The organism is Thermaerobacter composti (genome assembly GCF_033582035.1).
GTDB classification, from domain to species: domain Bacteria; phylum Bacillota; class Sulfobacillia; order Thermaerobacterales; family Thermaerobacteraceae; genus Thermaerobacter; species Thermaerobacter composti.
The window spans coordinates 216,206-238,971 of record NZ_CP132508.1 but is presented as its reverse complement, the minus strand read 5'-3'; the positions used below and the strand labels follow the sequence as shown (position 1 = coordinate 238,971).

The window sequence follows — 22,766 nt, the reverse complement described above, 5'->3', positions numbered from 1 at the left end:
ACATCCATCATTTTACCGCTCCGCGTACCGGGCCGCCAGCGCCTGCAGGCGCCGGATCCGGTGGCCCACGGCGGACTTGCTGAGGGGCGGCTCCAGCATCTGGCCGAGGTCGCGCAGGCTGGCCGCCGGGTGCTCGAGCCGGGCCCGCGCCACCGGCCGCAAGGAGGCCGGGAGGCCCTCCCACCCCACGGCGTCGACGAGCCGCCGGATCGCCTCCACCTGGCGGAGGCCGGCGTCCACCGCCTTGCGCAGATTGGCGGTCTCCGCGTTGACCAGGCGGTTCACCCGGTTGCGCACGCCCTTGACCACGCGGTGGTTCTCCAGGGCGAGCACCGCCTGATGGGCACCGAGCCGTCCCAACAGCTCCGCGATCTGCTCCGCCTCCTTGAGATAGAGCCCGACGCGCCCGCGCCGGCGGGCCCGGCCGGGGCGCAGGCCCCACCGCCGCAGCTCGGCGGCCACCCGGGACGCGACCGCCGCAGGGACGACCACCTCCGCGTGGTAGCCGTGTCCCGGACCCGTCAGGCTGCCCGCCCCGAGGAACAGGCCCCGCAGGAAGGCCTCGCGATCCTGACGCCGCCGGGGGCGCTGGCCGGCGCCGGGATCGGGCAGTCCGGGCAGCACCACGCCGCCCGCTGCTCCTGCCGCCCCCTGGCCGCGGCGGGCTGCCCGGCTGCCACGGCCCCCGGACGGCGCCGCCTCCGCCGCGCGGTCATCGGCTCCCTCCGCGGTCGGGAGGACGTCGAGCCACAGCTCGTACACGTTCCCCCGGCCCAGGCGCCCGCGCCGATCCACCACGAGCCGCGGCGCCACGCCGTACCGCGCCCGGACCAGCCGCACCAGGAGCCGCGCGGTGGCCGCGCTCTCCGTCCGCCACCGCCAGCCGCCGCCGGGCAGCGGGCTGCCGCACCCCAGGCAGAGGCCCGTCAGCTCCCACCCCAGCGCCCCCTGGTCGGCGGGCCACCGTCGCGCCAGCTCGTCCTTGACCCGACCGGAGAAGGTGTCCCGGATCAACGGCGACCCCCCAGCCCCCGCGGCCAGCCCCGGCCGCTCCCCCCAGCGCGCGGACGCCGCCACCGCGCCGCCCCGAGCGGGCGCGGCCCGGTCCATCGACCCCTCATCCCCCCGGCGCCGCGTCGCGCGCCGCCTGGGCCGGTTCGTCCGACGCCGTCTCCTCGCGCCAGAGGCGCTCGCTCAGCAGGAAGAAGTCCAGCCGCCGGCGGGGATTGACCCTGGGCCGGGCGGCCAGCAGCACCCGCAGGAGCGCGCGGGCCAGGCGCTGGGGATCGTGGCGGATCAGGTCGTCCGCCGCCAGGAGCTGGGCCGTGTGCACCTGCAGCCCCAGCTGGCGCAGCCGCTCCCGGTCCAGGCGGACGGGCTCCTGGTCCTGCTCGCGGTAGCGCTGCAGCAGGGCCGGGGCCGGCTGCTGGACGTTGACCAGCACGTGGTGGAACAGCCCCGGCCCGACGGCCTCGATCAGCGCCCGCGCATGGTCGGCGGCGGTGAAGCCCGTGGTCTCCCCCGGCTGGGTCATGGCGTTGACCACCAGCACCTTGACCGCCCGCGACCGGCGCACCGCGTCGCGGATGCCCGGGATCAGCAGGTTGGGCAGGATGCTGGTGTACAGGCTGCCCGGCCCGAGGACGATCAGGTCCGCCGCCTCGATGGCCTCGACGGCCGCCGGCGGCGGCTCCACGCCGGGCGGGTCCAGCCAGATCCGGTCGATGGCCGCCGGGTCGCTGGCGATGGCGGTCTCGCCGCGCACCACCCGCCCGTCGGCCATGCGGGCCACCAGGGTGACCGGCGTCAAGGTCGACGGCAGCACCCGCCCCCGCACCGCCAGCACCTTGCTGGACTCGTAGACCGCCTGCTCGAAGTCGCCCAGCAGCTCCGCCAGGGCCCCGATGAACAGGTTGCCCAGGCTGTGGCCGGCCAGGGTCCCCTGGGTGAAGCGGTGCTGGAAGAGCCGGGCCATCAGCGGCTCGGCGTCGGCCAGGGCGACCAGGCAGTTGCGGATGTCCCCGGGGGGCAGGATGCCCAGCTCGCCCCGCAGCCGGCCGGAGCTGCCGCCGTCATCGGTCACGGTGACGATGGCGGTCACGTTGCCGGTGTACTCCTTGAGCCCGCGCAGCAACACCGACAGGCCCGTGCCCCCGCCGATGGCCACCACCCGCGGGCCGCGCTCCAGACGCCGCCGCAGGACCAGCCGGTCCGTCGCGCCGCCGTTGGCACCGCCCGGCGGGGTCAGCAGCTCCGCCACCACCCGCAGCAGTCGATAGATGGCCGCCAGCGCCAGCCCGCCCCCCACCGTCATGACCGCCAACCCCGGCCACGGCTCGGGGACGAACCGGCCCGTCGCCGCCACCAGCTGGCGGCGCAACCACCCCTCGGCCGCCGCCCAGAGGTCGGCCCCCGCGGCCATGGCGCCCCCAAGGGCGACCAGGTACAGCCCGGCGGCGAAGACCAGCAGCCATCGCTTGATGCGCAGGCCCGGCAGGAGCCAGTACGCCAGCTTCATCCGTCATCCTCGTTTCCCGCGTCCCCGGTCCGCCAGGGAGCGCTCGACGTCGCGGTGCTCCACCAGCACCCGGTGGCCCTGGTTGCGCAGGTGCGCCGCCAGGGCCTCGGTGATCACCACCGACCGGTGCTGGCCGCCGGTGCAGCCCACCGCCACGGTCAGCTGGGTCTTCCCCTCGTTGATGTACTGGGGCAGCAGGAAGTCCAGAAGCTCCTGCAATTGCTGCAGCAGGCGCCGGGCGCTGGGCCAGCGCAGGACGTACTCCCGCACCCGGTCGTCGAGCCCGGTCAGCGGCTGCAGGTCCGGCACGTAGTGGGGATTGGGCAGGAACCGCACGTCGAAGACCAGGTCGGCATCGGCCGGCAGCCCGTACCGGAACCCGAAGCTCACCAGGTGGGCGATCAGGCGCGGCGTCTCGGGCCCGCTCCACAGCTGGGCGATGCGCTCCCGCAGCTGCTTGGGGGAGAGCTCGCTGGTGTCCAGGATCACGTGGGCGCGGCCGCGCAGGGCCCCGAGGCGCTGGCGCTCGGCGCGGATGCCCTCGAGGAGCCGGCCCTGCGGGGCCAGGGGGTGGCGCCGGCGCGTCTCCTTGAACCGCTTGACCAGCGTCTCGTCCGACGCCTCCAGGAAGACGATGCGGTAGAACACGCCCGCGCGGTCCAGCTCCTGCAGCGCCTCCACCGCCTGGTCGAACCAGTCGCCGCCGCGCACGTCCATGACCACGGCCACGCGGCGCACGGGGCTGTCCGCCTGGCGGCACAGCGCCGCGAAGGGGGCCAGCAGCGCGGGCGGCAGGTTGTCGACGCAGAAGAAGCCCAGGTCTTCGAGGGCATGGATCGCCTGGGTCTTGCCCGCTCCGGAGAGGCCCGTCACCACCACCAGCTCCAGGTCCCGATCCCCGGCGGGCCGCCCATCGCCGTCCGCTGAACCGCCCGGGTGGAGGGCGTCGGCCGGGCCACCCTGCTGGGGCGCGTCGGCCGGGCCGCCCGGCTGGCTCGCGCCGCAGGATGCCCCGGACGGGATCACGCCTTCCGTCCGCTCCATGCCCTCACCTCCCGCCCACGGAACCGGCCGTCGCCGGCGCTCCACGAGCTCCGGCCCCGGCGCGCCGCCCGTCGCCGACCCCAATGTATCGCCCAGCCGTACCGCCGGGAAAAGGTACGTTCCTCCTGCGCCGGCCGGCGCCCCGTCCCTCGACGCCGGGCGGGGCGCCCCCCCCCGACCCGACCGGACGGCGGCCGGTCGCGACCCGGCCGGCCGGAGGGCGACGGTTCGTCCGGGACCCGGGTCAACCGCCGGGGCTGGGGCCGCCGCCCTCCTGCCGCTGCCGGCCGGCTCGGTGCCAGCCGCGTTCCATCAGGACGCCGGCCATGTAGGAGAGCAGGATCGTCGGGATCAGCAACCCGGCCAGGTTCGTCCACACGATGCTGAGCGCCAGCAGCACGGCACACACCGCCAGCGCCGTGCGCATCTGGCCGCGCACGCCCCACGAGATGCCCAGGGCGATGACGGCGATGCTGATCAGGACCCGGCCGATGAGAATCAGGACGTCGAGCACGCCGCCCATCGAAGGCCTCCTCCCCGCCGGTCCCCCCGACCGTCGTCGCCTCCGTTGACCGTCGTGGCCTCTCTGCCCTCTCTCTTCAACTATACAGGTCGTTCCCCTGGGCGCCGGGTCGTTCCCCCGGGCGCCGCGCGCGGGTCGTTCCCCCGGGGCGCCGCGCTCCGCTTCGACCGCCGGGCGGTCTCATCGCATCTCCGGCACCGGGTGGGGCGGGCGGCGCCCCTGGAGCACCGCGGCGCAGTTCTCCGCCGCCAGGCGAGCCATGCGCCACCGCGTCCGTTCCGTGGCACTCCCGATGTGGGGCAGGGCGACGACGTTGGGCGCCTGGAGCAGGGGGTGGTCGGGAGGGATCGGCTCCCGGCTGTACACGTCCAGTCCGGCCGCCCCCAGGTGCCCGCTGTGCAGCGCCTCCACCAGGGCCTGTTCGTCCACCACGTCGCCGCGGGCCGTGTTGATCAGGATGGCGCCGCGCTTCATGCGCGCCAGGCGCTGGCGGTCCAGCAGGTGCCGGGTCTGGGCGGTCAGGGGGACGTGCAGGCTGACCACGTCCGCCTCGGCCAGCAGCTGGTCCAGCTCCCGGAAGGCCGCGCCCAGCTCCGCCTCGGCCGCGGGATCCCGCCGCCGGCTGAAGTAGACGATCCGCATGCCGAAGGCCCGGGCCCGGCGGGCCACGGCCCGGCCGATGCGGCCCAGGCCGACGATGCCCAGGGTGGCGCCGTCCAGCTCGAGGCCCAGCCACTGCAGCGGGTGCCACGTGGTCCAGCGGCCGGCCCGCAGGTCCGCCTCGGCCTGGGTCAGACGGCGGGCGCAGGCCAGGATCAGGGCCAAGGTCAGGTCGGCCGTCGCCGCGGTGAGGACGCCGGGCGTGTGGGTCACCACGATGCCGCGACGCCGGGCGGCGGCCACGTCCACGTTGTCGTAGCCGACGGCGCAGTTGCTCACCACCCGGAGCCGCGGCGCTGCCGCCAGCAGCCGATCGTCGATGCGGTCGGTGACCATGGTGATCACCCCGTCCACCGCGGCCAGGCGGCGGGCCAGTTCCTCCCGCGGCGGGGGGAGGAACTCCGGCCAGACCTCGACCTCCGCCCAGCCCTCCAGCGGCGCCAGCGCACCCTCCGGAACCTGGCGGGTGACGAACACGCGCGGACGATCACCGGTCACGGGCATCCCTCCCCCATTGAACGGGGTGCACACCCCCGGCATCGAACGGGGTGGGCACCCCCGGCCCACGCGGGTGCTCACCCCGCCTTCCACCCCCCGCGGGCCGTGGCTATAATGGGCAAGGCGTCGAGGCCGGATGCCGATCCGACCGCCGCCGCGCTGGGCCATCCGGACGAACGCGGCAACCCCGTCACCGCACCGCAGCGAGGGGGGATCCAGCCGTGCAGGCCGCCGAGCAGGCCCGCGACATCGCGACCATCCTCCAGGGCGAGGGCGAACGGGCGGCCCTCCAACGGCTGGTCCGGCTGCAGCCCTTCGACCGGGCGGAGGTGCTGGCGCGCCTCGAACCCGCGGAGCGCCTGCGCCTGGTCCGCGCCATGCCGACCCCGCTCGCCGCCGAGACCCTGGAGTACCTCGAGCCCGAGCTGCAATATCGCATTCTCGACCACCTGGACGAGCCCCTGGCGGCGGCGCTCCTCCAGGCGATGTCCAGCGACACGGTGGTCGACCTGCTGCTGGCCCTGCACCCCCTGCAGGCGGCGCGCCTCAAGGCGTGGCTGCCGCCGGCGTACCGGGAGCGGATCGACACGCTGATGACGTTCCCGGAGGACACCGCCGGCAGCCTGGCCACCATCGAGTACATCGCCGCCCGGGAGGGGTGGACGGTCCAGCAGGCCCTGGACCACGTGCGCAAGGTCGGCCACGACGCCGAGGTGGTCTCCTACGTGTACGTGGTCGACGCCCGGGGCCGGCTGGTGCGCGTGGCGTCCTTGCGCGAGCTGATCCTGGCCGACCCGCGGGCACCGCTGGCCGACGTGGGCCGGGCGGACGTCATCGCCGTGCGCGCCACCGCGGCGCGCGAGGAGGCGGCACGGCTGCTCACCCGGTACGACTTCGTCGCCCTGCCCGTGGTGGACGACCAGAACCGGCTCCTGGGCATCATTACCGTCGACGACATCATCGACGTGATCCACCGCGAGGCGACGGAGGACATCCAGCGCCTGGGCGGCAGCGTGCCCCTGGCGGAGTCGTACTTCAAGACGCCGGTGCCGGTGCTCTTCCGCAAGCGCGTGGGCTGGCTGCTGACGCTGTTCGTGGCCGGCGCCTACACCAGCACGGTGCTCCGTCACTTCGAGGACCTGCTGTCCCGCGTGGTGGGCCTGACCTTCTTCATCCCGCTGCTGATCGGCACGGGGGGCAACACGGGCAGCCAGACCGTGTCGACCCTGGTCCGCGCCCTGGCGGTGGGCGAGGTCGCCTTCCGCGATCTGGGGCGCGTGCTCGCTCGCGAGGTGGCGACGGGCGCCCTGCTGGGGGCCGCCATGGCCGTGGCCGCCTACATCCGCGCCCTCACCCTGGGGGTCGGCCCCCAGCTGGGCCCGGTGGTGGCGGTCACGGCCCTGTTCATCGTCGTCTGGGCGTCCATGGTCGCGGCCATCCTGCCCCTGCTCCTGCACCGCTTGCGGGTCGACCCGGCGGTGGTGTCCGGTCCCTTCATCAGCACCCTGGTGGACGGCACGGGCCTGTTCCTGTACTTCACCGTGGCGCGGGTGATGTTGCATCTGCCCTGAGCCGGGCTGCAACCGCCCCTTCTGAGCCGATCCGCCACCGCCGCCGCGGCGCCCGATGCGCAGGACCCCCCGGCAGGCGGGCCCCGGCGGCGGAGCGACCCCGACGGGGTGGGAACCTTGGCACCGGTCGCCGACGGCGGGACGAACCAGCCCGAAGGCCGCCGGGACCCTGCAGGGTGGGTCCTGGAAGCGAGGGTGCCCAGCGCCATCCTGCTGGGCGGGTACGTGACGGGCGCCCTGCCCCTCTGGATGGCCCGGCAGGCCACCCGGCCGACGGAGGCGACGGTCGGCCCGCGTCCCGGCCCAGGGGTCGCCGGGGCGGTCGCGTCGCGGGGGAGGGGGGGCGGGCCGTCGCCTTCGACGCCGGTGGGCGGTACCGCCGGGGCGCCCCTGGGGGTGGCCCTGGCCGTTGCCCTCCGCCCGCTGGGGCGAGGGCGATGGGCGACCCCGCCCCGCGATCCCTTGCGGCTCCACATCGCCCGCTCCCTGGAGGCCGCCGCGGCCACGGGGCGGCCCAGTCCCCCGCTGGCCGCCGCCCAAGCCGCCGCCCTGGCGTGGGGCGCCTGGCCGCGGGCGGTGGCCATGGCCCTCGGCGGCCTGCGCTGGGCTGGTCCTCCCCTGGCGGACGCCCCCGCCGCGGCGCCCCGCGGGTCGCCCGTGGATGGGGGGGAGGGCATGCCCGGTGACGCCGCGCTGCGCGAAGGCGGATGGCCGACGCCCCAGAGCGCCTGGCGGGCCGCGGCCCTGGCCGCCGTGCCGTGGGATCGGGTGCGGCCGCTGGGGCGGCGGCTGCTCTTGGTCTGGCCCATCGCCGACGGGGGCCCGGCGGGCCCGGGGACGGGGGACGGGGTACCGGTGGCGGAGTGGCGCTGGGCCGCGCTCTGGATGGAATCCCGCAGCGGGGTGGTGCCCACCGCCGCGACGAGGCCCGAAGCCGGTGAGGCCGAAGCCTCCGGGACCTTGGCCGCGGTCCTCGCCCGGGAGTCGCAGTGGCTCGCCGGGTGGCGGCGACGGTTGCCGGCGGCCCTCCCCGTCGATCCTCGCCGGCCGCAGACTGCAGCCGGCGCGCCGGGGGACGAGGGGTCGACGTCGACGGCGTGGGTACGCCTCCTCGGCGAATCGGCCGCCCTGGCCCGGTCCCTCCGCGACTCGCCGCTGGTGCCCCCCGCGGTGGCACAGCACGGCCACCAATTGGAGGCGATCTTGGGCCGCCTGGGTTGGGAGCCGGGCCGTCCAGGGGGACCCCTGGTCTGGCCGGCGTGGCACTTGGCCGCGGCGGTGTGGGCCCTGGGGCTGCCGGAGGCCCCGGCGGCGAGCAGTCCCCGTCTCGAGGCGCTCGTCGCCGGGCTGACCCGCGCGGGGTGGGGCGTGTGCCGCCTCGTCCCGGTCCGCACCGGGGCGCGGCTGCGGCTCTCGCCGGTGGTGCCGGGGGACGACGGCGGGGGCGAGGGAGGCGACCGGGCGACGGATCCACGGCACGGAAAGGCGGGGAGGACGTGACCCACGATACGGAGGCACCCAACCTGGCGGTGGCCCGGGCTGCCCTGCGCCTGGCGACCTCGGCCAGCCGGGGGGACGAGGCCCGGATCAAGGAGGACCTCTTGCGCAAGGGGATCCGCGGCGTGGCCGTGGACTTCGGCGGTCCCTACACCGAGTCCATCGGCAGCATGGTGCAGCGGGCCATCGTGGCCGCACGACGGGAAGGGGTGATCGCCCCCATCCACCCCCACGAAGGGGCGGTAGCGGGAGCGGCCCGGGAGGCCCTGGCCCAGCTGGCCGGGCGGGCGCTGGGCTTCAACGTGGGGGGCAAGGTGGCCATCGCCCGGTTCGGAGAGCATCTCGCCTGCGCCGTCTTCGTCGGCGTCGGCCTGGTCCACCTGGACGACGTGGCCGTCGGGCTCGCCCACCGGGCGGTGCCCGACGTGGACGGGGCGGGCGGCGACTCCGCGCCGGCCCGCGGCTGAGCGCCGCGCGGGCCCGATGGGCGCCGCGGGTCCCCGCGGGTCCGCGCCCATCGCCCCGCGGAAGGGCGCGCAGCGGCTGACCGACGCCCATATCTTGCGGAATGGTCTTGCGGAATGTTTCAGGAACGGCTTGCCGCTGCGCCGGTCGCATTGTATATTCGCGAATAACAACCCGCACGTGGCCAGGCCGGGTCGGCCCTCCGGCGGGCCGGGGGCCGGTGCCCAGCCGGGCGGCACGCCGCCGGACGGACGGCAGGACGGTAGGTGGCGGCGGCCGGACGGGACGAGGGGACCGGCGTGGCGGTCCGCGTCACGGGGCCTGCCTGGAAGCCACGCGAAAACCATCGGCATCCGCTGCGTAGAACGGTAGGACGGTAGGGGCGGATTCCTCCCGCCACCGGCCGGTGGCGTTTTCCTTTCTACGCAGGGGGCCGGCAAGGAGGGAACCGAGGTGCGCGGGATCCGGGGTGCCGTCGTCGCCGAGGACAACAGTCCGGAGGCGATCCGCCGGGCGACCCGGGAGCTGTTGCAGGCCATGGTTGAACTGAATGAAGCGTCAGTCGATGATATTGTTGCCGTGTTCTTCACGGTGACCAGCGACCTGGATCGGGCCTTCCCGGCGTCGGCCGTGCGCGAGCTGGGCTGGACCCACGTCCCGCTGCTGGATGCCATGGCGCCGCCGGTGGCGGATGACCTGCCTCGGTGCATCCGCGCCCTGGTGCTGGTCAACACCGACCGGTCGCCGGCGGAGATCCGGCACGTGTACCTGGGAGCGGCCCGCTGCCTGCGTCCCGACCTGGCGGGCCGGGAGCCCGCGGGCACCGCGGCGGGCATGGCCGTCGCCCAGGCGCTGGCGGGAGGGAGCCGAGGGTGATCGTGATCATGCATCCCCACGCCACACCGGACGACATCGACCGCGTGCAGGAGCGCCTCCGCCAGGCCGGGCTGCGCCCCTACGTGGCGCGGGGCGACGAGCGGGTGGTGATCCACGGCCACGGCGACCCCCGGTCCCTGGATGGCCAGCAGGTGCAGACGCTGCGCGGCGTGGAACGGGTGGTCACCGTCAGCCGGCCGTACAAGCTGGCCAGCCGCGAGTTCCGCCCCGAGCCTACGGTGGTCTCCGCCGGCGGCGTGCCCTTCGGCGGCACCGCGGTGCCGATCATCGCCGGCCCGTGCTCCGTGGAGTCCGCGCCGGGGCTGCGGGAGATCGCCGGGTTCCTCCGGCGGGCGGGGGGCGCGGCCCTGCGGGGCGGTGCCTTCAAGCCCCGGACGTCCCCCTACAGCTTCCAGGGGCTCGGCGAAGAGGGGCTGCGGCTGCTGGCCCAGGCGCGCCAGGAGACCGGGCTGCCGGTGGTCACCGAGGTGATGGCGCCGGACCAGGTGGACCTGGTCGCCGCCTACGCCGACGTGCTGCAGATCGGCGCCCGCAACATGCAGAACTTCCCGCTACTCAAGGCCGTGGGGCGGACGCGCAAGCCGGTCCTGCTGAAGCGGGGGTTCATGGCCACGGTGGAGGAGTGGCTCCTGGCAGCGGAGTACATCCTGGCCGAGGGCAACCCCAACGTGATCCTGTGCGAGCGGGGCATCCGGACGTTCGAGACGTCGACGCGCAACACCCTCGACCTCAACGCCGTGGCCGTCGCCAAGGCGCTGACCCACCTGCCGGTGATCGTCGACCCGAGCCACGGCACCGGCCATCGGCGATACGTGATCCCCCTGGCCCGCGCCGCCATCGCCGCCGGGGCCGACGGCTTGATCGTCGAGGTCCACCCGCGACCGGAGCAGGCCGTGTCCGACGGCGCTCAGAGCCTCGACTTCGCCGAGTTCGAGCAGCTGGTGCGCGAGGTGGAGGCCGTCGCCCGGGCCGTCGGCCGCCGCCTGTACCGTCCGGCGGAGGAACGCGGCCACCGCGGCCCGGACGGCGCCGGGGAGGAACCCGCACCCGGCCGGCCGGACCCTCGTGCGACGGCCGCCGCCGGGGTGCGCACCGGCGCCGATGGACGGCGGGTCGCGGCCGGCGGAGGTCGCTGAGGCGGTGGCGGCCGGCGACCCCGCGGCGGCGACGGACCCCGCCGGTGGCAGCCCGCCGGTCCACGCCGCGCCCGGGGGACCGGGTGCGCGGGGCGCAGGCGGCGACGGGGAGCCCGGCGGTCTCGCCGCCTGGCGCCGGCGGACCCTGGCGGTGGTCGGCCTGGGGCAGATCGGCGGCTCGCTGGTGGCGGCCGTGCGGTCGCGGGTGCGGCGGGTGATCGGCATCGACCGGGACCCGGCGGCCGTGGAGCACGCCCTGCGGGCCGGCCACATCGACGCCGGTTCGTCCGGCGACCTCGGGCCGGTGGCCGAGGCCGACGCCGTGGTGATCGCCGTCCCCGTCGGCGCCATCCCGGACGTCCTGGCCGCCGCCCGGCCGCACCTGCGGCCGGGCGTGCTGCTGACCGACACCGGCAGCGTCAAGGCGCCGGTGATGCGCGCGGCGCAGCGCCTGGTGCCGCCCGACGTCCCCTTCGTCGGCGGGCACCCCATGGCGGGGACGGAGCGGTGGGGCCCCGCCGCCACCGACGCCGACCTCTTCCGCGGCCACACCTGGGTGCTGACGCCGGCGCCCCCCTGGGGTCCGGCGGCCGCCGCGGCGTGGGTGCCGCTGCTGGAGGCGGCGGGGGCCCGGGTGCTCTGCATGGATCCCCGCGAGCACGACCGGCACGTGGCCCTGACCAGCCACCTGCCGCTGGTGGTGGCCGCCGCCCTGGCCGCCACGGCCCGCCGCGGCGCCGGCGACCTCCCCCACCTCCGCCGGCTGGTGGCCGGCGGCTTCCGGGACACCACCCGGGTCGCCGCCGGCAACCCGGAGGTGGGGCGCGACATGCTCCGCGCCAACTGGGATCAGGTGGCGCCGTGGCTGGCCGCCCTGCGGGACGAGCTGGACCGCCTGGCCGATGCCGCCGCCCGCGGGGACGACGCGGCCCTCTACCGCTACCTGGACGACGCCCGCCGCTTCCGGGCGGCGGTGCTCGCCGATCCATCCCGGACCGGTTCCAGCGGTCGGTGAGATCGATGTCGGAGCCCATCTCGTCGTCCCTGCCCACCAGGGCGAGCGGCCCCGGCGGCGTCGCCGGCCCCGGCGGCGTCGCCCGGGTGCGGCCGGCCCGCGACCTGGCGGGCACCGTGCGGGTGCCGGGCGACAAGTCCATCTCCCATCGGGCGGCCATGCTGGCGGCGGCCGCGGGGGGCCGGGTGACCCTGGAGGGCTACGCGCCGGGGCGGGATGCCGCGTCCACCCTGGCGTGCCTGGCCGCCCTGGGCGTCGCCGTCACGCGGCCCGCGGCGGACCGGGTGGTGGTCGAGGGACCCGGCATCGACGGCTGGCAGGCCCCGGCGGCACCCCTGGACGCCGGCAACTCCGGCACCACCATGCGCCTCCTCCTGGGGCTGCTCGCCACCCGCCCCTTCGCCGCCACCCTGACGGGCGACGCGTCCCTCTGCCGTCGCCCCATGGGCCGGGTGGTGGAGCCCTTGCGCCGCATGGGGGCGCAGATCGAAGGGCGCGACGGCGGCCGGCGGGCGCCGCTGCGCGTCCGGGGCGGCGCCCTGCGCGGGATCCACCACGACAGCCCGGTGGCCAGCGCCCAGGTCAAGAGCGCCCTGCTGCTGGCCGGGCTGTTCGCCGAGGGACGAACCAGCGTGCGGGAGCCCGCCCTGTCCCGCGACCACACCGAGCGCATGCTGCCCCTGTTCGGCGTGCCCGTCCGGCGCGACGACCTGACGGTCGCGGTGGAGGGCGGCCGCCCGCTCCGTGCCCCGGCCCGGGTGTCGATCCCCGGCGACCCCTCGGCGGCGGCCTTCTACCTGGCGGCGGCGGTCCTCTGCCCGGGCAGCCGGGTGGTGGTGCCGGGGGTCGGCGTCAATCCCACGCGGATCGGATTCCTGGAGGTCCTCGAGGCCATGGGCGCCCGGATCCGGATGCGCATCCGCGATGAAGCGGCGTCGCCCGCGGGCGACGGCCCCACCGGACCGGTGGGCGAGCCGGTGGCCGACCTGATCGCCGAGGCGTCGGACCTGCGGGCCGTGGCCGTGGGCGGCGAGCTGATCCCGCGCCTGCTCGACGAGATCCCCATCCTGGCCGTCCTGGCCACCCAGGCCCGCGGCACCACCCGCATCCGCGACGCCGCCGAGCTGCGGGTCAAGGAGACCGACCGCCTGCGGGCCCTGGCGGAGGAGCTGCGCCGCCTGGGGGCGCGGGTGGACGAGCACCCGGACGGCTTGGACGTCCACGGCCCCACCCCCCTGCGGGGCGCCGCCTGCGACGCCCGCGGCGACCATCGCATGGCCATGGCGCTGGCCGTGGCGGGGCTGGCGGCGGACGGGGAGACGGCGATCGTCGGCGCGGCGTGCGCCGCCGTCTCCGACCCGGACTTCTTCGTCAACCTGCGCCGCCTCGGCGCCGCGGTGGACGGGCCCGACGACGCCGCGGCGGACGCCGTCCGGGCCACGGGGACCGCGGCCGACGGCGCCATCCAGCCGGAGGGGAGCGCATCGCCATGACCGCCGACCGCAAGCCGACCGTCGCCCTCCCCGCTGCGGAGGCAGACGGCGGACCCGCCCCGGCCGCCCCGGCCGGCACCCTTCGCCGCCGGGTGGCCGTGATCGGCCATCCCGTGGGTCACAGCCTGTCGCCGGTGATGCACGCCGCGGCCTTCCGGGCGGTGGGCCTGCCCTGGTCCTACGAGCCGTGGGACGTGCCACCGGGCGGGCTGCCGGCCGCCCTGGACGCGCTGCGGGCCGACCCCCGCTGGGTCGGGGTCAACCTCACCATCCCCCACAAGGAGGCGGCCCTCCCGCTGCTGGACCGGGTCGACCCGGCGGCCCGGCGGGTGGGGGCCGTCAACACCGTGGTGCGGGAGGACGGCGGCGTGCTGGTCGGGTACAACACCGACGGCATCGGCTTCCTGCGCGATCTGGAGGAACACGGCCTGCCGGCCGACCGCCTGGCGGGCCGCCGCGCCCTGGTGCTGGGCGCCGGCGGCGCCGCCCGCGCGGTGGCCTCCGCCCTGCTCACGGCGGGCATGGCGGTGATCGTCGCCAACCGGACCCTGGGCCGGGCGCTGCAGCTGGTCGAAGACCTCGCCGCCGGCGACGGCGCGGGCGAACCCACCGCGGCCCCGGGCGACGACGCCGGGCACCGGCCGGACGGCTCCGGCGCGGCGGCGTCGGGCACCGGGGCGAGGGCCGGGGCCGGGGATGGGGACCGCGGCCCGAGCCCCGCCCTCCGGGCCGTGGCCCTGGACGACCCGAGCCTGCCGGACCTGGCGGCCGGGTGCCTGCTGGTGGTGAATGCCACCAGCGCGGGGATGCCTCCCCAGGCGGACGTCGATCCCCTGCCCCCCGCCTGCGCGCCCCGGCCCGGTCAGGTGTTCTACGACCTGGTGTACCGGCCCGCGGTGACGCCCTTCCTGGCCCGGGCAGCCGCCGCCGGCGCCCGGGCCATCGGCGGCATCGGCATGTTGCTCCACCAGGGAGCCGCCGCCTTCGAGCGGTGGACGAACCGGCCCGCGCCCCTGGAAGCCATGCGCGCCGCGCTGCGGGCGGCCCTGGCGGAGCCGGCCGGGCCGGCCCCGGCCGGCTCCGCCAGCGCCTGAACCCCGTCGGCGCCCCGTCGCCGCGGGGCCCGTGCCACGGAGGCACCGACCCGCGAGGAGCGTGAACGCCCTTGGCCCTGCGGTTGCTCACCGCCGGCGAGTCCCACGGCCCCGGTCTGGTGGCGGTGCTGGAGGGCATCCCCTACGGCCTGCCCCTGACCGCGGCCGACATCGACCGCGACCTGGCCCGACGCCAGCGCGGCTACGGCCGCGGCGGCCGGATGAAGATCGAGCGCGACCGGGTGCGGATCCTCGGCGGGGTGCGCCACGGTCGGACGCTGGGTAGCCCCATCGCCCTGTGGATCCCCAACCGGGACTGGGAGAACTGGCGCCTGGCGATGGCCGTCGACCCGCCGCAGGCGGCCCTCGTCGACCTCGCCGCGGCGGACCTCCCCCCGCTGCCGCCCGAGCCCGGCGCAGCCACCGGCGCCCCCCTGCCCGAGGCCGGCGACCCCCGCGACCGGCCGGAAGGCCCGCCCGGCGGCCCGTGGCCACCCACCGGCGCCGGCGCCCCGACCGGCGCCGCGCCGGCTCCCTCGGCGGCGGACGGCGGGTCCCTGGAGCCCGGCCGTGCGGGGGGCCAACCTGGCCGCCCTCGTCCGCCCGCGGACGGGCGACTCGAGCCCGTCACCCGGCCCCGTCCCGGCCACGCCGACCTGGCCGGAGCCCTCAAGTACGGGGCGCGGGACATCCGCGACATCCTCGAGCGGGCCAGCGCCCGGGAGACGGCGGCGCGGGTGGCGGCCGGCGCGGTGGCCCGCAAGTTCCTCGGCCTCTTCGGCGTGCGGATCCAGAGTTACGTCCTGCGCATCGGCGAGGTGGCGATCCCCTCGCCCGTCCTGACCTACGGCGAGGGGGGCCGGCCGCCCGTGGACCCCGACCGGCTGGCGGCGGCCACCGAGGCCTCGCCCGTGCGCTGCCCCGACCCCGACGCCTCCCGGCGCATGGTGGAGGCCATCCGCGCCGCCGGCCAGGCGGGCGACACCCTGGGTGGCGTCTTCGAGGTGCTGGTCACCGGCGTCCCGGTGGGGCTCGGCAGCCACGTCACCGGCGACCGGCGGCTCGAAGGCCGCCTGGCCGGCGCCCTGATGGCCCTGAACGCCATCAAGGGCGTCGAGGTCGGTCTGGGCTTCGCCGCCGCCGCCCTACCCGGATCCCAGGTGCACGACCCCATCGGCTATCGCCCGCCGGACGCGGCCCCGCCGCCTCCGGGCATCCCCCCCGAGGCCGCGCAGGCGGGGGCCGATGGATGGCGCGGCCCGACGGCCGGGTTCTTCCGCCATCGCAACGGGGCGGGCGGGATCGAGGGCGGCATCAGCAACGGCGAGCCCCTGGTGCTGCGGGCGGCGATGAAGCCCATCGCCACCCTGCGCCGCCGCCTGCCCTCGGCCGACCTCCTGACGGGCGCGCCCTTCGCGGCCCACCACGAGCGCTCCGACGTCTGCGCGGTCCCCGCGGCCGCGGTGGTGGCGGAGGCGCTGGTGGCCCTGGAGCTGGCCGCCGCTTGGCTGGAGAAGTTCGGCGGCGACAGCATCGAGGACGTCCAGCGCAACTACGCCGCCTACTGCCAGCGCCTGGCCAACTGGGTGCGCCCCCGGGACGGGGTCCCCACCCCGGATGCGCCGGGACACGGCGGCCCAGGGAGGGGGTCCGCGTGACCGCCCCCCCTGCCCTGCGCGTCGTCCTGGTCGGCATGATGGGCGCCGGGAAGACCACGGTCGGCCGCGCCCTGGCGGCCCGGATGGGTTGGGCCTTCCTGGACCTGGACGACCTGATCGAACAGGAGACCGGGGAGACGGTGGCGGCGCTCTTCGCCCGGGAGGGCGAGCCGGGCTTCCGCGCCCGGGAGGAACGGGCCCTGGCCACGGCCCTCTCCCTGGAGCGGGTGGTGATCGCCGCCGGCGGCGGCGTGGTCCTGTCGCCACGGAACCGGGATCGCCTGGCCCGCGAACCCTGGGTGTTCTGGCTCGAGGCGCCGCCGGAGGAGCTCGCCCGGCGGCTGCGGGGTGCAGGCGCGGCGCGGCGGCCGCTCCTGGCCGCCGCGCCGCGGGAGGGCGGTGCCGTGCGGGGCGAGCGCGGCGCCGTGGGCCCGGCGGACGGTGCCGCGCGGGGTGAGAGCGCCGACGCGGGGCCGGCGGGCGGCGACGCGGGGTCGGCGGGCGCCGCGCGGGCCGAGGGCGGCGACCCGATGCCGGCGGGCGCCGCCGCAAGCCCGGCCCCGGCGGCCTCGTCCCCCCGCGGGCCGCGGGGGTCGCCGACCGACGACCTGGCCGCCCGGCTGGCCGCCCTCCTCGGCCAGCGGGCACCGCTGTACGCCGCCGTGGCCCGCCATCGCGTGCCGACCGCCGGCTGGGCGCCGGAGGCGGTGGCCTGCGCGATCCACCGGCGGTTGCCCGCCGTCCCCCGGTCGCCCGCCGCCCCTCGGCACCGCCCGACGCCGTCGGCGACCCCCGCGGCACCGGACCTGGTGGTCGAGGCCGGTGCGGCCCGCTACCCCGTCTGGGTGCGGCCCGGGACCGTGGGACCGGGAGGTGCGGCCGACCTGGTGCCGCTGGTGGCCGCCGTCGCCGGGACGGGGTCCGACGGGAGCCGGGATGCGTCGCCGGGATTGGCCGGTTCGTCCGATCCGCCGGTCGCCGCCGTCCCCGGTGCGGCTGCCCGCCCGGGGCGGGCCGGAAGCCGCCCACCGCAGGACGCGGCGCCCCTAGTCGCCTCCCGCGCGGACCCGGAGCCGCGACCCGGGTCGGCGGAGCGCCCGCCCGTCGCCCTGCTGGTCAGCGACCCCGTGGTGGCATCCCTCTACGGCCACGGCGTCGCCGCCGCCCTCGAGGCGGTGGGCTTCCGCGTGGCCCGGGCGGTGGTGCCCGCCGGCGAGGAGGCCAAGTCGCTGGCCTGGGCTTCCGCCCTCTACGACCGGCTGGTGGAGGCCGGCGCTGGGCGCGACGCATGGGTCTTCGCCCTGGGCGGCGGCGTGGTGGGCGACCTGGCCGGGTTCGTCGCGGCCACCTACATGCGCGGGATCGCCTTCGCCCAACTGCCCACCACGCTGCTGGCCCAGGTGGACGCCAGCGCCGGCGGCAAGGTGGCGGTCAACCACCCGCGCACCAAGAACCTGATCGGCGCCTTCCACCAGCCGCGCCTGGTGGTGGCGGACCCGGCCACCCTGGCGACCCAGCCGTGGCCCGCCTACCGGGGCGGGCTGGCCGAGATGGTCAAGCACGCGCTGCTGGACGGCGACCCGCACCTGGCCGCGCTGGAGGCAGCGGTGCCGCAGCTGCTGGACCGGGATCCCCAGCAGCTGGCGCCGCTGATCGCGCGCTCCGTCGCCGTGAAGGCGCGGGTCGTCGCCCGCGACCCGGAGGAACGCGGCCCCCGCGCCGTCCTCAATCTGGGCCACACCGTGGCCCACGCCCTGGAGGCGGCGGCGGGCTATCGGGTCCCCCACGGCGACGCCGTGGCCGCCGGCCTCGCCGTGGAACTGGAGCTGGCCAGCCGGCTGGGCATGGCGCCGCCCGCCCTGGCCGACCGGGTGCGGAGCCTGCTGGGCCGGCTGGACCTGCCCCTCACCCTGGCCGAGGCCTGCCGGGCCTGGGAGGTGCCGCCGCCCGACCCCGAGGCCGTCCTGGCCCGCCTGCGGTACGACAAGAAGAACCGGCGCGGACGCGTACGGTTCGCCCTGCTGGCCGGCCCGGGCGAGGTGACGCTGCGCGACGACGTGCCCGCCGCCCTGGTTGAGGAGCTGGTGCGGCGTTCCCTGGCCGGCGCATCGCGGGTCTGATCGCGCCCGCGCCCCGGGCGCGGCCCGCCGCCCACGCCCGGGGCGCGGTGCCGGGTGGCGGGGCGGCGGCGGGCGACGCCGGCGCCGACGGCCAGCAGGGCGCGCAGGCCACCGGGCCACGACGTCAGGGTCCGGCTGACGCCCGGGACCCGGCAGCAAGGAGGAGGGTGCCATGGCATCGGCAGCATCTGGGGCATCGGGGGCCTCGGCCGGCGCGGGCCCCCGCCCGCCCCGCATCCTGGTCCTTCACGGTCCGAACCTGAACCTCCTGGGCCGGCGCGAACCCGAGGTGTACGGCACCACCTCGCTGGCGGCCATCGACGCCGCCCTGCGCCGGCGGGCCGCGACGTCCGGCGTAGAGGTCGACACCTTCCAGAGCAACCACGAGGGCGCGCTGATCGACCGGCTGCACGAGGCCCCGGGCCGCTACCGCGGCGTGATCCTCAACCCCGGCGGCTACGCCCACACCAGCGTCGCCCTGCGGGACGCCGTGGCGGCCGTGGTCGGGCTCGGCGTCCCCGTCATCGAGGTCCACCTGAGCAACGTCCACGCCCGCGAGCCCTTCCGTCACCGCCTGTTGACGGCGGGCGCCTGCCGCGGCGTGATCAGCGGCCTGGGGGTCTGGAGCTACCTGCTGGCGCTGGAGGCCCTGCTCGCAGCCGACGGGCCCGGCGGCCTCCCCGCGGAGGCCGCGGCGCCGGCGTCGTGACGGCGCAGGACCGAGGTGGCCGGCAGAACCGCGGCGCGCCTCCGGCGGTCCCGTCGCCGCGACCCCGTCCCGCGAGGCGCCTCCGGCGATCCCGCCGCCAACCCGTCCCCGGGGCCGCCCCGGCGTCCGTCGCCGTGGCGGCCGCTTCGCCATCCCCCGCCCCCGCGCCGCCTCGCGCCGCGGCGGGGCCGGACTCCCTCAGCGCTCCCCCCGGTCGACCCAAAGGCGCGAGGCCACCGTGCTGACCGCGCTGACCAGCAGCGAGCCCAGCAGGGCGGACACGAATCCGTCGACGTCGAATCCCGGCACCACCGCCGCCGCCAGCCAGAACATCAGGGCGTTGACCACGAAGGTGAAGAGCCCCAGGGTGAGGCACCCCAGGGGCATGGTCAGGAACAGCACCACGGGGCGGATCACGGCGTTGACGAGCCCCAGGGCCAGCGCGGCCACCAGGGCCGTCCCCGGCCCGCGGACGTCGATGCCCTCCAGGAGCCATGCCACCAGCAGGATCGCCCCGGCGTTGATCAACCAGCGGATCAGCAGGCTCATCCATCGCCCTCCCTCATGCGCCCCCTGGCTCCCGCCGCCGGGACCCGCGGCATCGTCACTCCCCCGTCCGCGGTGGGACCGCCCCGGGCAGGGGGTCGTCGCCCTCCAGGTGCAAGAGGGCGTCCACGGGCGCGTAGGCGTCCCGCAAGACCGGCACGTCGTCCACCCGCACGGGCCGGTCGTAGATCCAGGCGGCCGCCGCCCGCAGGGCCTCCAGCTCCGGGTGCCGTCCCGTCCATGTCGTGATGGCGCGGGCCAGCTCCGCCGCCGACAGGGGACCCGGGGCGTCCCGGTCGTCGCGGGCGACCAGGATCACGTTCTGCAGGGCCTCCGGTCCTTCGGGGAGGACCGGCAGCAGGTAGACCTCGCCGAACACCTCCCGGTAGGTGCGGTAGAACGCCCGCAGCAGCGCGCTGCGCGGCCCCTCCAGGGCGCCGATGACGTTGGCGACCACCACGCCGCCGGGTTCCAGGCGAGCCCGGACCTCCTCGAGGAATTCCCGGGTCGTCAGGTGGAAGGGGATCTCGTCGGCGTAGTAGGCATCGAGCAGCACCAGGTCGTAGCGGCCGGGTGCCCGCCGGACGAACCGGCGCCCGTCCTCGACGTATACCCGCAGCCGCGGGTCGGAGGGCAGGGCGAAGTAGCGGCGGGCCACGTCGACCACCACGGGGTCGAGCTCCACCACGTCCACCGTCACGTCCGGATAGGAGGCGAGGATGCGCTTCGGGATGGACCCGCCGCCCAGCCCCACCAGCAGCACCCGCCGCGCCCCGGGGTTCAGCGCCCAGCCCACGTGCATGACGTCGGTGTACGCGAAGCGGGCCCGGACGGGGTCGTCCAGGTACATCCCGCTCTGCCAGGAGTCGTCGAAGCGGAGGAACCGGCTGTCGCCGCGGTCTTCCACCCGCAGGTGGTGGTAGAGGGTGTTGCGCTGGAAGACGACCCGCGCCCCGTCGGGCGTCACCGCGGCGGGCGCGGGCGGCGGCACCACGGCCAGCCCCAGCAGCGCCGCCGCCGGCAGGGCGACCGCCAGGTGGCGCCGGCCGGCCAACAGCAGCCCCGTCGCGGCCAGGACGGCGGCCAGCGCCTTGAGGATGGTGCCCGTGGCCAGCCAGGGGATGAGCCAGAAGGCGGTGGCCAGGGTGCCGACGATGCTGCCGGCGGTGGAGACGGCGTAGAGGCGGCCGGCCACCCGCCCCACGCGCTGGGCGGAGGGCGCCGAAAGCCGCACCAGCCAGGGCGAGATGCCGCCCAACAGCAGCCCGGGCAGCAGGAACAAGGCCGCGGCCGCCGCCAGGGGGGCGAGCCGGGGTCCCGGGACCCGCTCCGCCAGGGCCGCCACCCACGCCTCGCCCCGGGCCGCCAGCACCAGGATCCACGCCGCCGCCCCGACCAGCACCAGCGCCGGCCCCGCCCGGGACGGCCAGCGGTCGGCCGCCGCGCCGCCCAGGGCGTAGCCGGCGCTCAGGGCGGCGAGGACCACGCCGATCAAGCTCCCCCACACGAAGATCGAGCTGCCCAGGGTGGGCGCCAGGATGCGACTGCCCAGCAGCTCCAGGCCCATCAGCACGGCACCGGCGAAGAAGGCGGTCAGGGCCACCATGGTCGGTCCGTCCTCCGTCCCGCCGTCCCGCCGGCGGGGTCCCGGGATACGGGAGTCTTCGCCACGGGGGTGGGCGACCCCCCCTTGGGGGAGGCTCCCCGACGCCGGGACGGCCGGGGGAGGTCAGCGCGGCACCGCGACGGGGCGCAGGCGGGCCGCCGGCACCCCGCCGCCCCAGCCCGGCTCGTCCCACTGGAGCCGCAGGGCCGGCGCCGCACGCCGGAAGAACTCGGCCACGTCGGCCGCGGGAGCGGCGCCGAGGGCACCGTTCCCGGGCCCCGCCGATGCCCCGTCGCGGTCGAGGCGGACCAGGATCTCCAGGTCGAGCCCCAGGGGCGCGATCCAGGGCAGGACGGCACCGGCACCCCACAGGCCCGCGGGCGTGGTCACCGCCCGGGCGGGCCGACCCGTCGCCCGCGCCGCCCCCCATGCCGCCGGGATCGCATAGCCGGCGATCCCCAGCCGCACCGGCAACAGCAGCGAGCGAGCGCCGGCGACGGGCAGGGCGGCGGCCTCGGCGACGCTCAGCGCCTCGGGCTCGGCGGCGGTCAGCCGCGGCTCCAGGGCGGACAGCCACCGGTGCCCCTCCGCCGCCGGTCCGTCCATCGCCTCGGCGCCGGCCCGCTCCTCGGCCAGCTCCTCCTGGAGGCGGGCCACCGCCTTGCGCCGCTGCTCGGGGCCGGTGGCCCCCAGGTAGACCTCGGGCCCCGCCGGCCGGGCCATCTCCGCCTCGACGCGGCGGACCAGGGCCGCCAGGGCCGGCGCCGCGTCCGCGGGCAGCGCCATCCAGACGGGGACGTTGCGGCCGAGGCGCTCCACATCCCGGTCCACCTGGATCACCCGGCCCTTGAGGTCCAGGTCGCCGTGCTCGGCGGGCGAGAGGGTGGTGCCGACCACCAGGACCACGTCGGCCTCCTCCAGCCAGCGGCGGGCCGGAGCGGCCGCCAGGCCGTTGATGGCCAGGGGGTGGTCGGCGGGCAAGAGCCCACGGCCGGCCAGGGTCAGGAACACCGGGGCGCCCAGGTCCTCGGCCAGCCGGCGCAGGCTCTCGCCGGCGCCCGCCGCGCCGCCGCCGGCGACGATGGCGGGCTGGCGGCAACGCACCAGGGCCGCGGCCACCTGGTCCAGCCAGCGGCGGTCGATGGCAGCCTCCTCGGACCGGCCGGCGTCGACCGTCGAGCCGGGGAAGGGGATCACCCGGCCGTTGGCCGTGGCACGTCCCGGCACGGCCGGCAGGGCCTCGTCGGCCAGCTCGATCAGCAGCGGCCGCGGCCGCCGCCGCGCCAGGTCGGTGAAGGCCGCCTCCAGCACGAGCTCGACGTCCTCGGGGCGATCGACGCGGGTGTTCCAGCCGGTGAAGGGCTCGGTCAGGCGCAGGGCGTCGGGCAGGGACCCGGCGCGCTCGCGCCCGGCCTCCAGGTCCGCGGCGGTCCCGCCCCGGACCAGCACGACGATGGGTACCGAATCGGCGTCCGCCATCACCAGCACGGGCAGCATCGCGTTGAGTTCGGCCCCGGAGCCCGCCACCAGCACCGCGGGGCGCCCCGTCGCCCGCGCCGCCCCGTCGGCCGCGGCCGCGGCCTGGGCCGCGGGCAGGGGCGCACCGGCGGCCAACACCACCGCGGGGCGGTAGCGGCTCACCAGCGACGCCGTCGCGCGCTGCCAGGAACGTTCCATGGCCATCGCCTTCCCGATGCTTCCCTCCTTGACCTCGAC

19 protein-coding genes are annotated in these 22,766 nt (G+C 77.2%); 11 read left to right on the top strand and 8 right to left on the bottom strand.

Going from position 1 to position 22,766, the window contains the following annotated elements; all coding sequences use genetic code 11:
• Window positions 1-12: 12 nt before the first annotated feature.
• The 5 genes from whiA to Q5761_RS00985 all read right to left on the bottom strand — a co-directional run bounded on the left by whiA (window position 13) and on the right by Q5761_RS00985 (window position 5,243).
• The gene (gene whiA / locus Q5761_RS01005; RefSeq protein ID WP_318750845.1) at window positions 13-1,110 is read right to left on the bottom strand and encodes a DNA-binding protein WhiA; all 1,098 of its coding nucleotides are present in this window, start codon (window positions 1,108-1,110) and stop codon (window positions 13-15) included.
• A 7-nt stretch (window positions 1,111-1,117) separates the two neighbouring features.
• Complete coding sequence (locus Q5761_RS01000; RefSeq protein ID WP_318750844.1) at window positions 1,118-2,518, bottom strand: YvcK family protein; 1,401 nt, start codon at window positions 2,516-2,518, stop codon at window positions 1,118-1,120.
• Between the two features lie 3 nt (window positions 2,519-2,521).
• The gene (rapZ, locus tag Q5761_RS00995) at window positions 2,522-3,562 is read right to left on the bottom strand and encodes an RNase adapter RapZ (protein WP_413084538.1); all 1,041 of its coding nucleotides are present in this window, start codon (window positions 3,560-3,562) and stop codon (window positions 2,522-2,524) included.
• Between the two features lie 244 nt (window positions 3,563-3,806).
• Window positions 3,807-4,085, bottom strand: a complete 279-nt coding sequence (locus Q5761_RS00990) for a hypothetical protein (protein ID WP_318750843.1) — start codon at window positions 4,083-4,085, stop codon at window positions 3,807-3,809.
• A gap of 180 nt (window positions 4,086-4,265) precedes the next feature.
• Window positions 4,266-5,243 carry a 2-hydroxyacid dehydrogenase gene (locus Q5761_RS00985; RefSeq protein WP_413084537.1) on the bottom strand — a complete coding sequence of 326 codons (978 nt, stop codon included), beginning with the start codon at window positions 5,241-5,243 and terminating at the stop codon, window positions 4,266-4,268.
• Between the two features lie 221 nt (window positions 5,244-5,464).
• On the opposite strand from Q5761_RS00985, the gene mgtE reads away from it, so the two are divergent.
• From mgtE to aroQ, 11 genes are all read left to right on the top strand, one after another.
• Window positions 5,465-6,814: a magnesium transporter gene (gene mgtE / locus Q5761_RS00980; RefSeq protein ID WP_318750841.1), complete on the top strand. Its 1,350-nt coding sequence runs from the start codon at window positions 5,465-5,467 to the stop codon at window positions 6,812-6,814.
• A 117-nt stretch (window positions 6,815-6,931) separates the two neighbouring features.
• Window positions 6,932-8,314, top strand: a complete 1,383-nt coding sequence (locus Q5761_RS00975) for a hypothetical protein (RefSeq protein ID WP_318750840.1) — start codon at window positions 6,932-6,934, stop codon at window positions 8,312-8,314.
• On the top strand, window positions 8,311-8,778 hold the full coding sequence (locus Q5761_RS00970) for a HutP family protein (protein WP_135224759.1): 468 nt from the start codon (window positions 8,311-8,313) through the stop codon (window positions 8,776-8,778). The genes Q5761_RS00975 and Q5761_RS00970 overlap by 4 nt, the downstream gene beginning before the upstream one ends.
• A 451-nt stretch (window positions 8,779-9,229) precedes the next feature.
• Entirely contained in the window at window positions 9,230-9,652 is a 423-nt protein-coding gene (gene aroH / locus Q5761_RS00965; protein ID WP_135224758.1) for a chorismate mutase, read from the top strand.
• Entirely contained in the window at window positions 9,649-10,809 is a 1,161-nt protein-coding gene (gene aroF / locus Q5761_RS00960; protein ID WP_243123741.1) for a 3-deoxy-7-phosphoheptulonate synthase, read from the top strand. Before aroH ends, aroF begins: the two co-directional genes overlap by 4 nt.
• Window positions 10,810-10,813: 4 nt before the next feature.
• Window positions 10,814-11,824 (top strand): prephenate dehydrogenase, encoded by a 1,011-nt coding sequence (locus Q5761_RS00955; RefSeq protein ID WP_167758847.1) that lies wholly within the window; start codon window positions 10,814-10,816, stop codon window positions 11,822-11,824.
• Between the two features lie 5 nt (window positions 11,825-11,829).
• Window positions 11,830-13,317: a 3-phosphoshikimate 1-carboxyvinyltransferase gene (gene aroA, locus Q5761_RS00950; RefSeq protein ID WP_318750839.1), complete on the top strand. Its 1,488-nt coding sequence runs from the start codon at window positions 11,830-11,832 to the stop codon at window positions 13,315-13,317.
• On the top strand, window positions 13,314-14,411 hold the full coding sequence (locus Q5761_RS00945; protein ID WP_135224755.1) for a shikimate dehydrogenase family protein: 1,098 nt from the start codon (window positions 13,314-13,316) through the stop codon (window positions 14,409-14,411). The genes aroA and Q5761_RS00945 overlap by 4 nt, the downstream gene beginning before the upstream one ends.
• Before the next feature lie 71 nt (window positions 14,412-14,482).
• On the top strand, window positions 14,483-16,069 hold the full coding sequence (locus tag Q5761_RS00940; protein WP_318750838.1) for a chorismate synthase: 1,587 nt from the start codon (window positions 14,483-14,485) through the stop codon (window positions 16,067-16,069).
• On the top strand, window positions 16,066-18,189 hold the full coding sequence (aroB, locus tag Q5761_RS00935; RefSeq protein WP_318750837.1) for a 3-dehydroquinate synthase: 2,124 nt from the start codon (window positions 16,066-16,068) through the stop codon (window positions 18,187-18,189). The genes Q5761_RS00940 and aroB overlap by 4 nt, the downstream gene beginning before the upstream one ends.
• 172 nt (window positions 18,190-18,361) lie before the next feature.
• The gene (gene aroQ / locus Q5761_RS00930) at window positions 18,362-18,898 is read left to right on the top strand and encodes a type II 3-dehydroquinate dehydratase (protein ID WP_135224754.1); all 537 of its coding nucleotides are present in this window, start codon (window positions 18,362-18,364) and stop codon (window positions 18,896-18,898) included.
• 198 nt (window positions 18,899-19,096) lie between these two features.
• Here aroQ and Q5761_RS00925 read toward each other — a convergent pair whose 3' ends face one another.
• From Q5761_RS00925 to Q5761_RS00915, 3 genes are all read right to left on the bottom strand, one after another.
• The gene (locus Q5761_RS00925; protein ID WP_135224753.1) at window positions 19,097-19,447 is read right to left on the bottom strand and encodes a phage holin family protein; all 351 of its coding nucleotides are present in this window, start codon (window positions 19,445-19,447) and stop codon (window positions 19,097-19,099) included.
• A 55-nt stretch (window positions 19,448-19,502) separates the two neighbouring features.
• Window positions 19,503-21,050, bottom strand: coding sequence for a fused MFS/spermidine synthase (locus tag Q5761_RS00920; protein ID WP_318750836.1), 1,548 nt, complete (start codon window positions 21,048-21,050; stop codon window positions 19,503-19,505).
• Between the two features lie 123 nt (window positions 21,051-21,173).
• Window positions 21,174-22,727, bottom strand: coding sequence for a thiamine pyrophosphate-binding protein (locus Q5761_RS00915; protein ID WP_243123739.1), 1,554 nt, complete (start codon window positions 22,725-22,727; stop codon window positions 21,174-21,176).
• Between the last annotated feature and the right edge of the window lie 39 nt (window positions 22,728-22,766).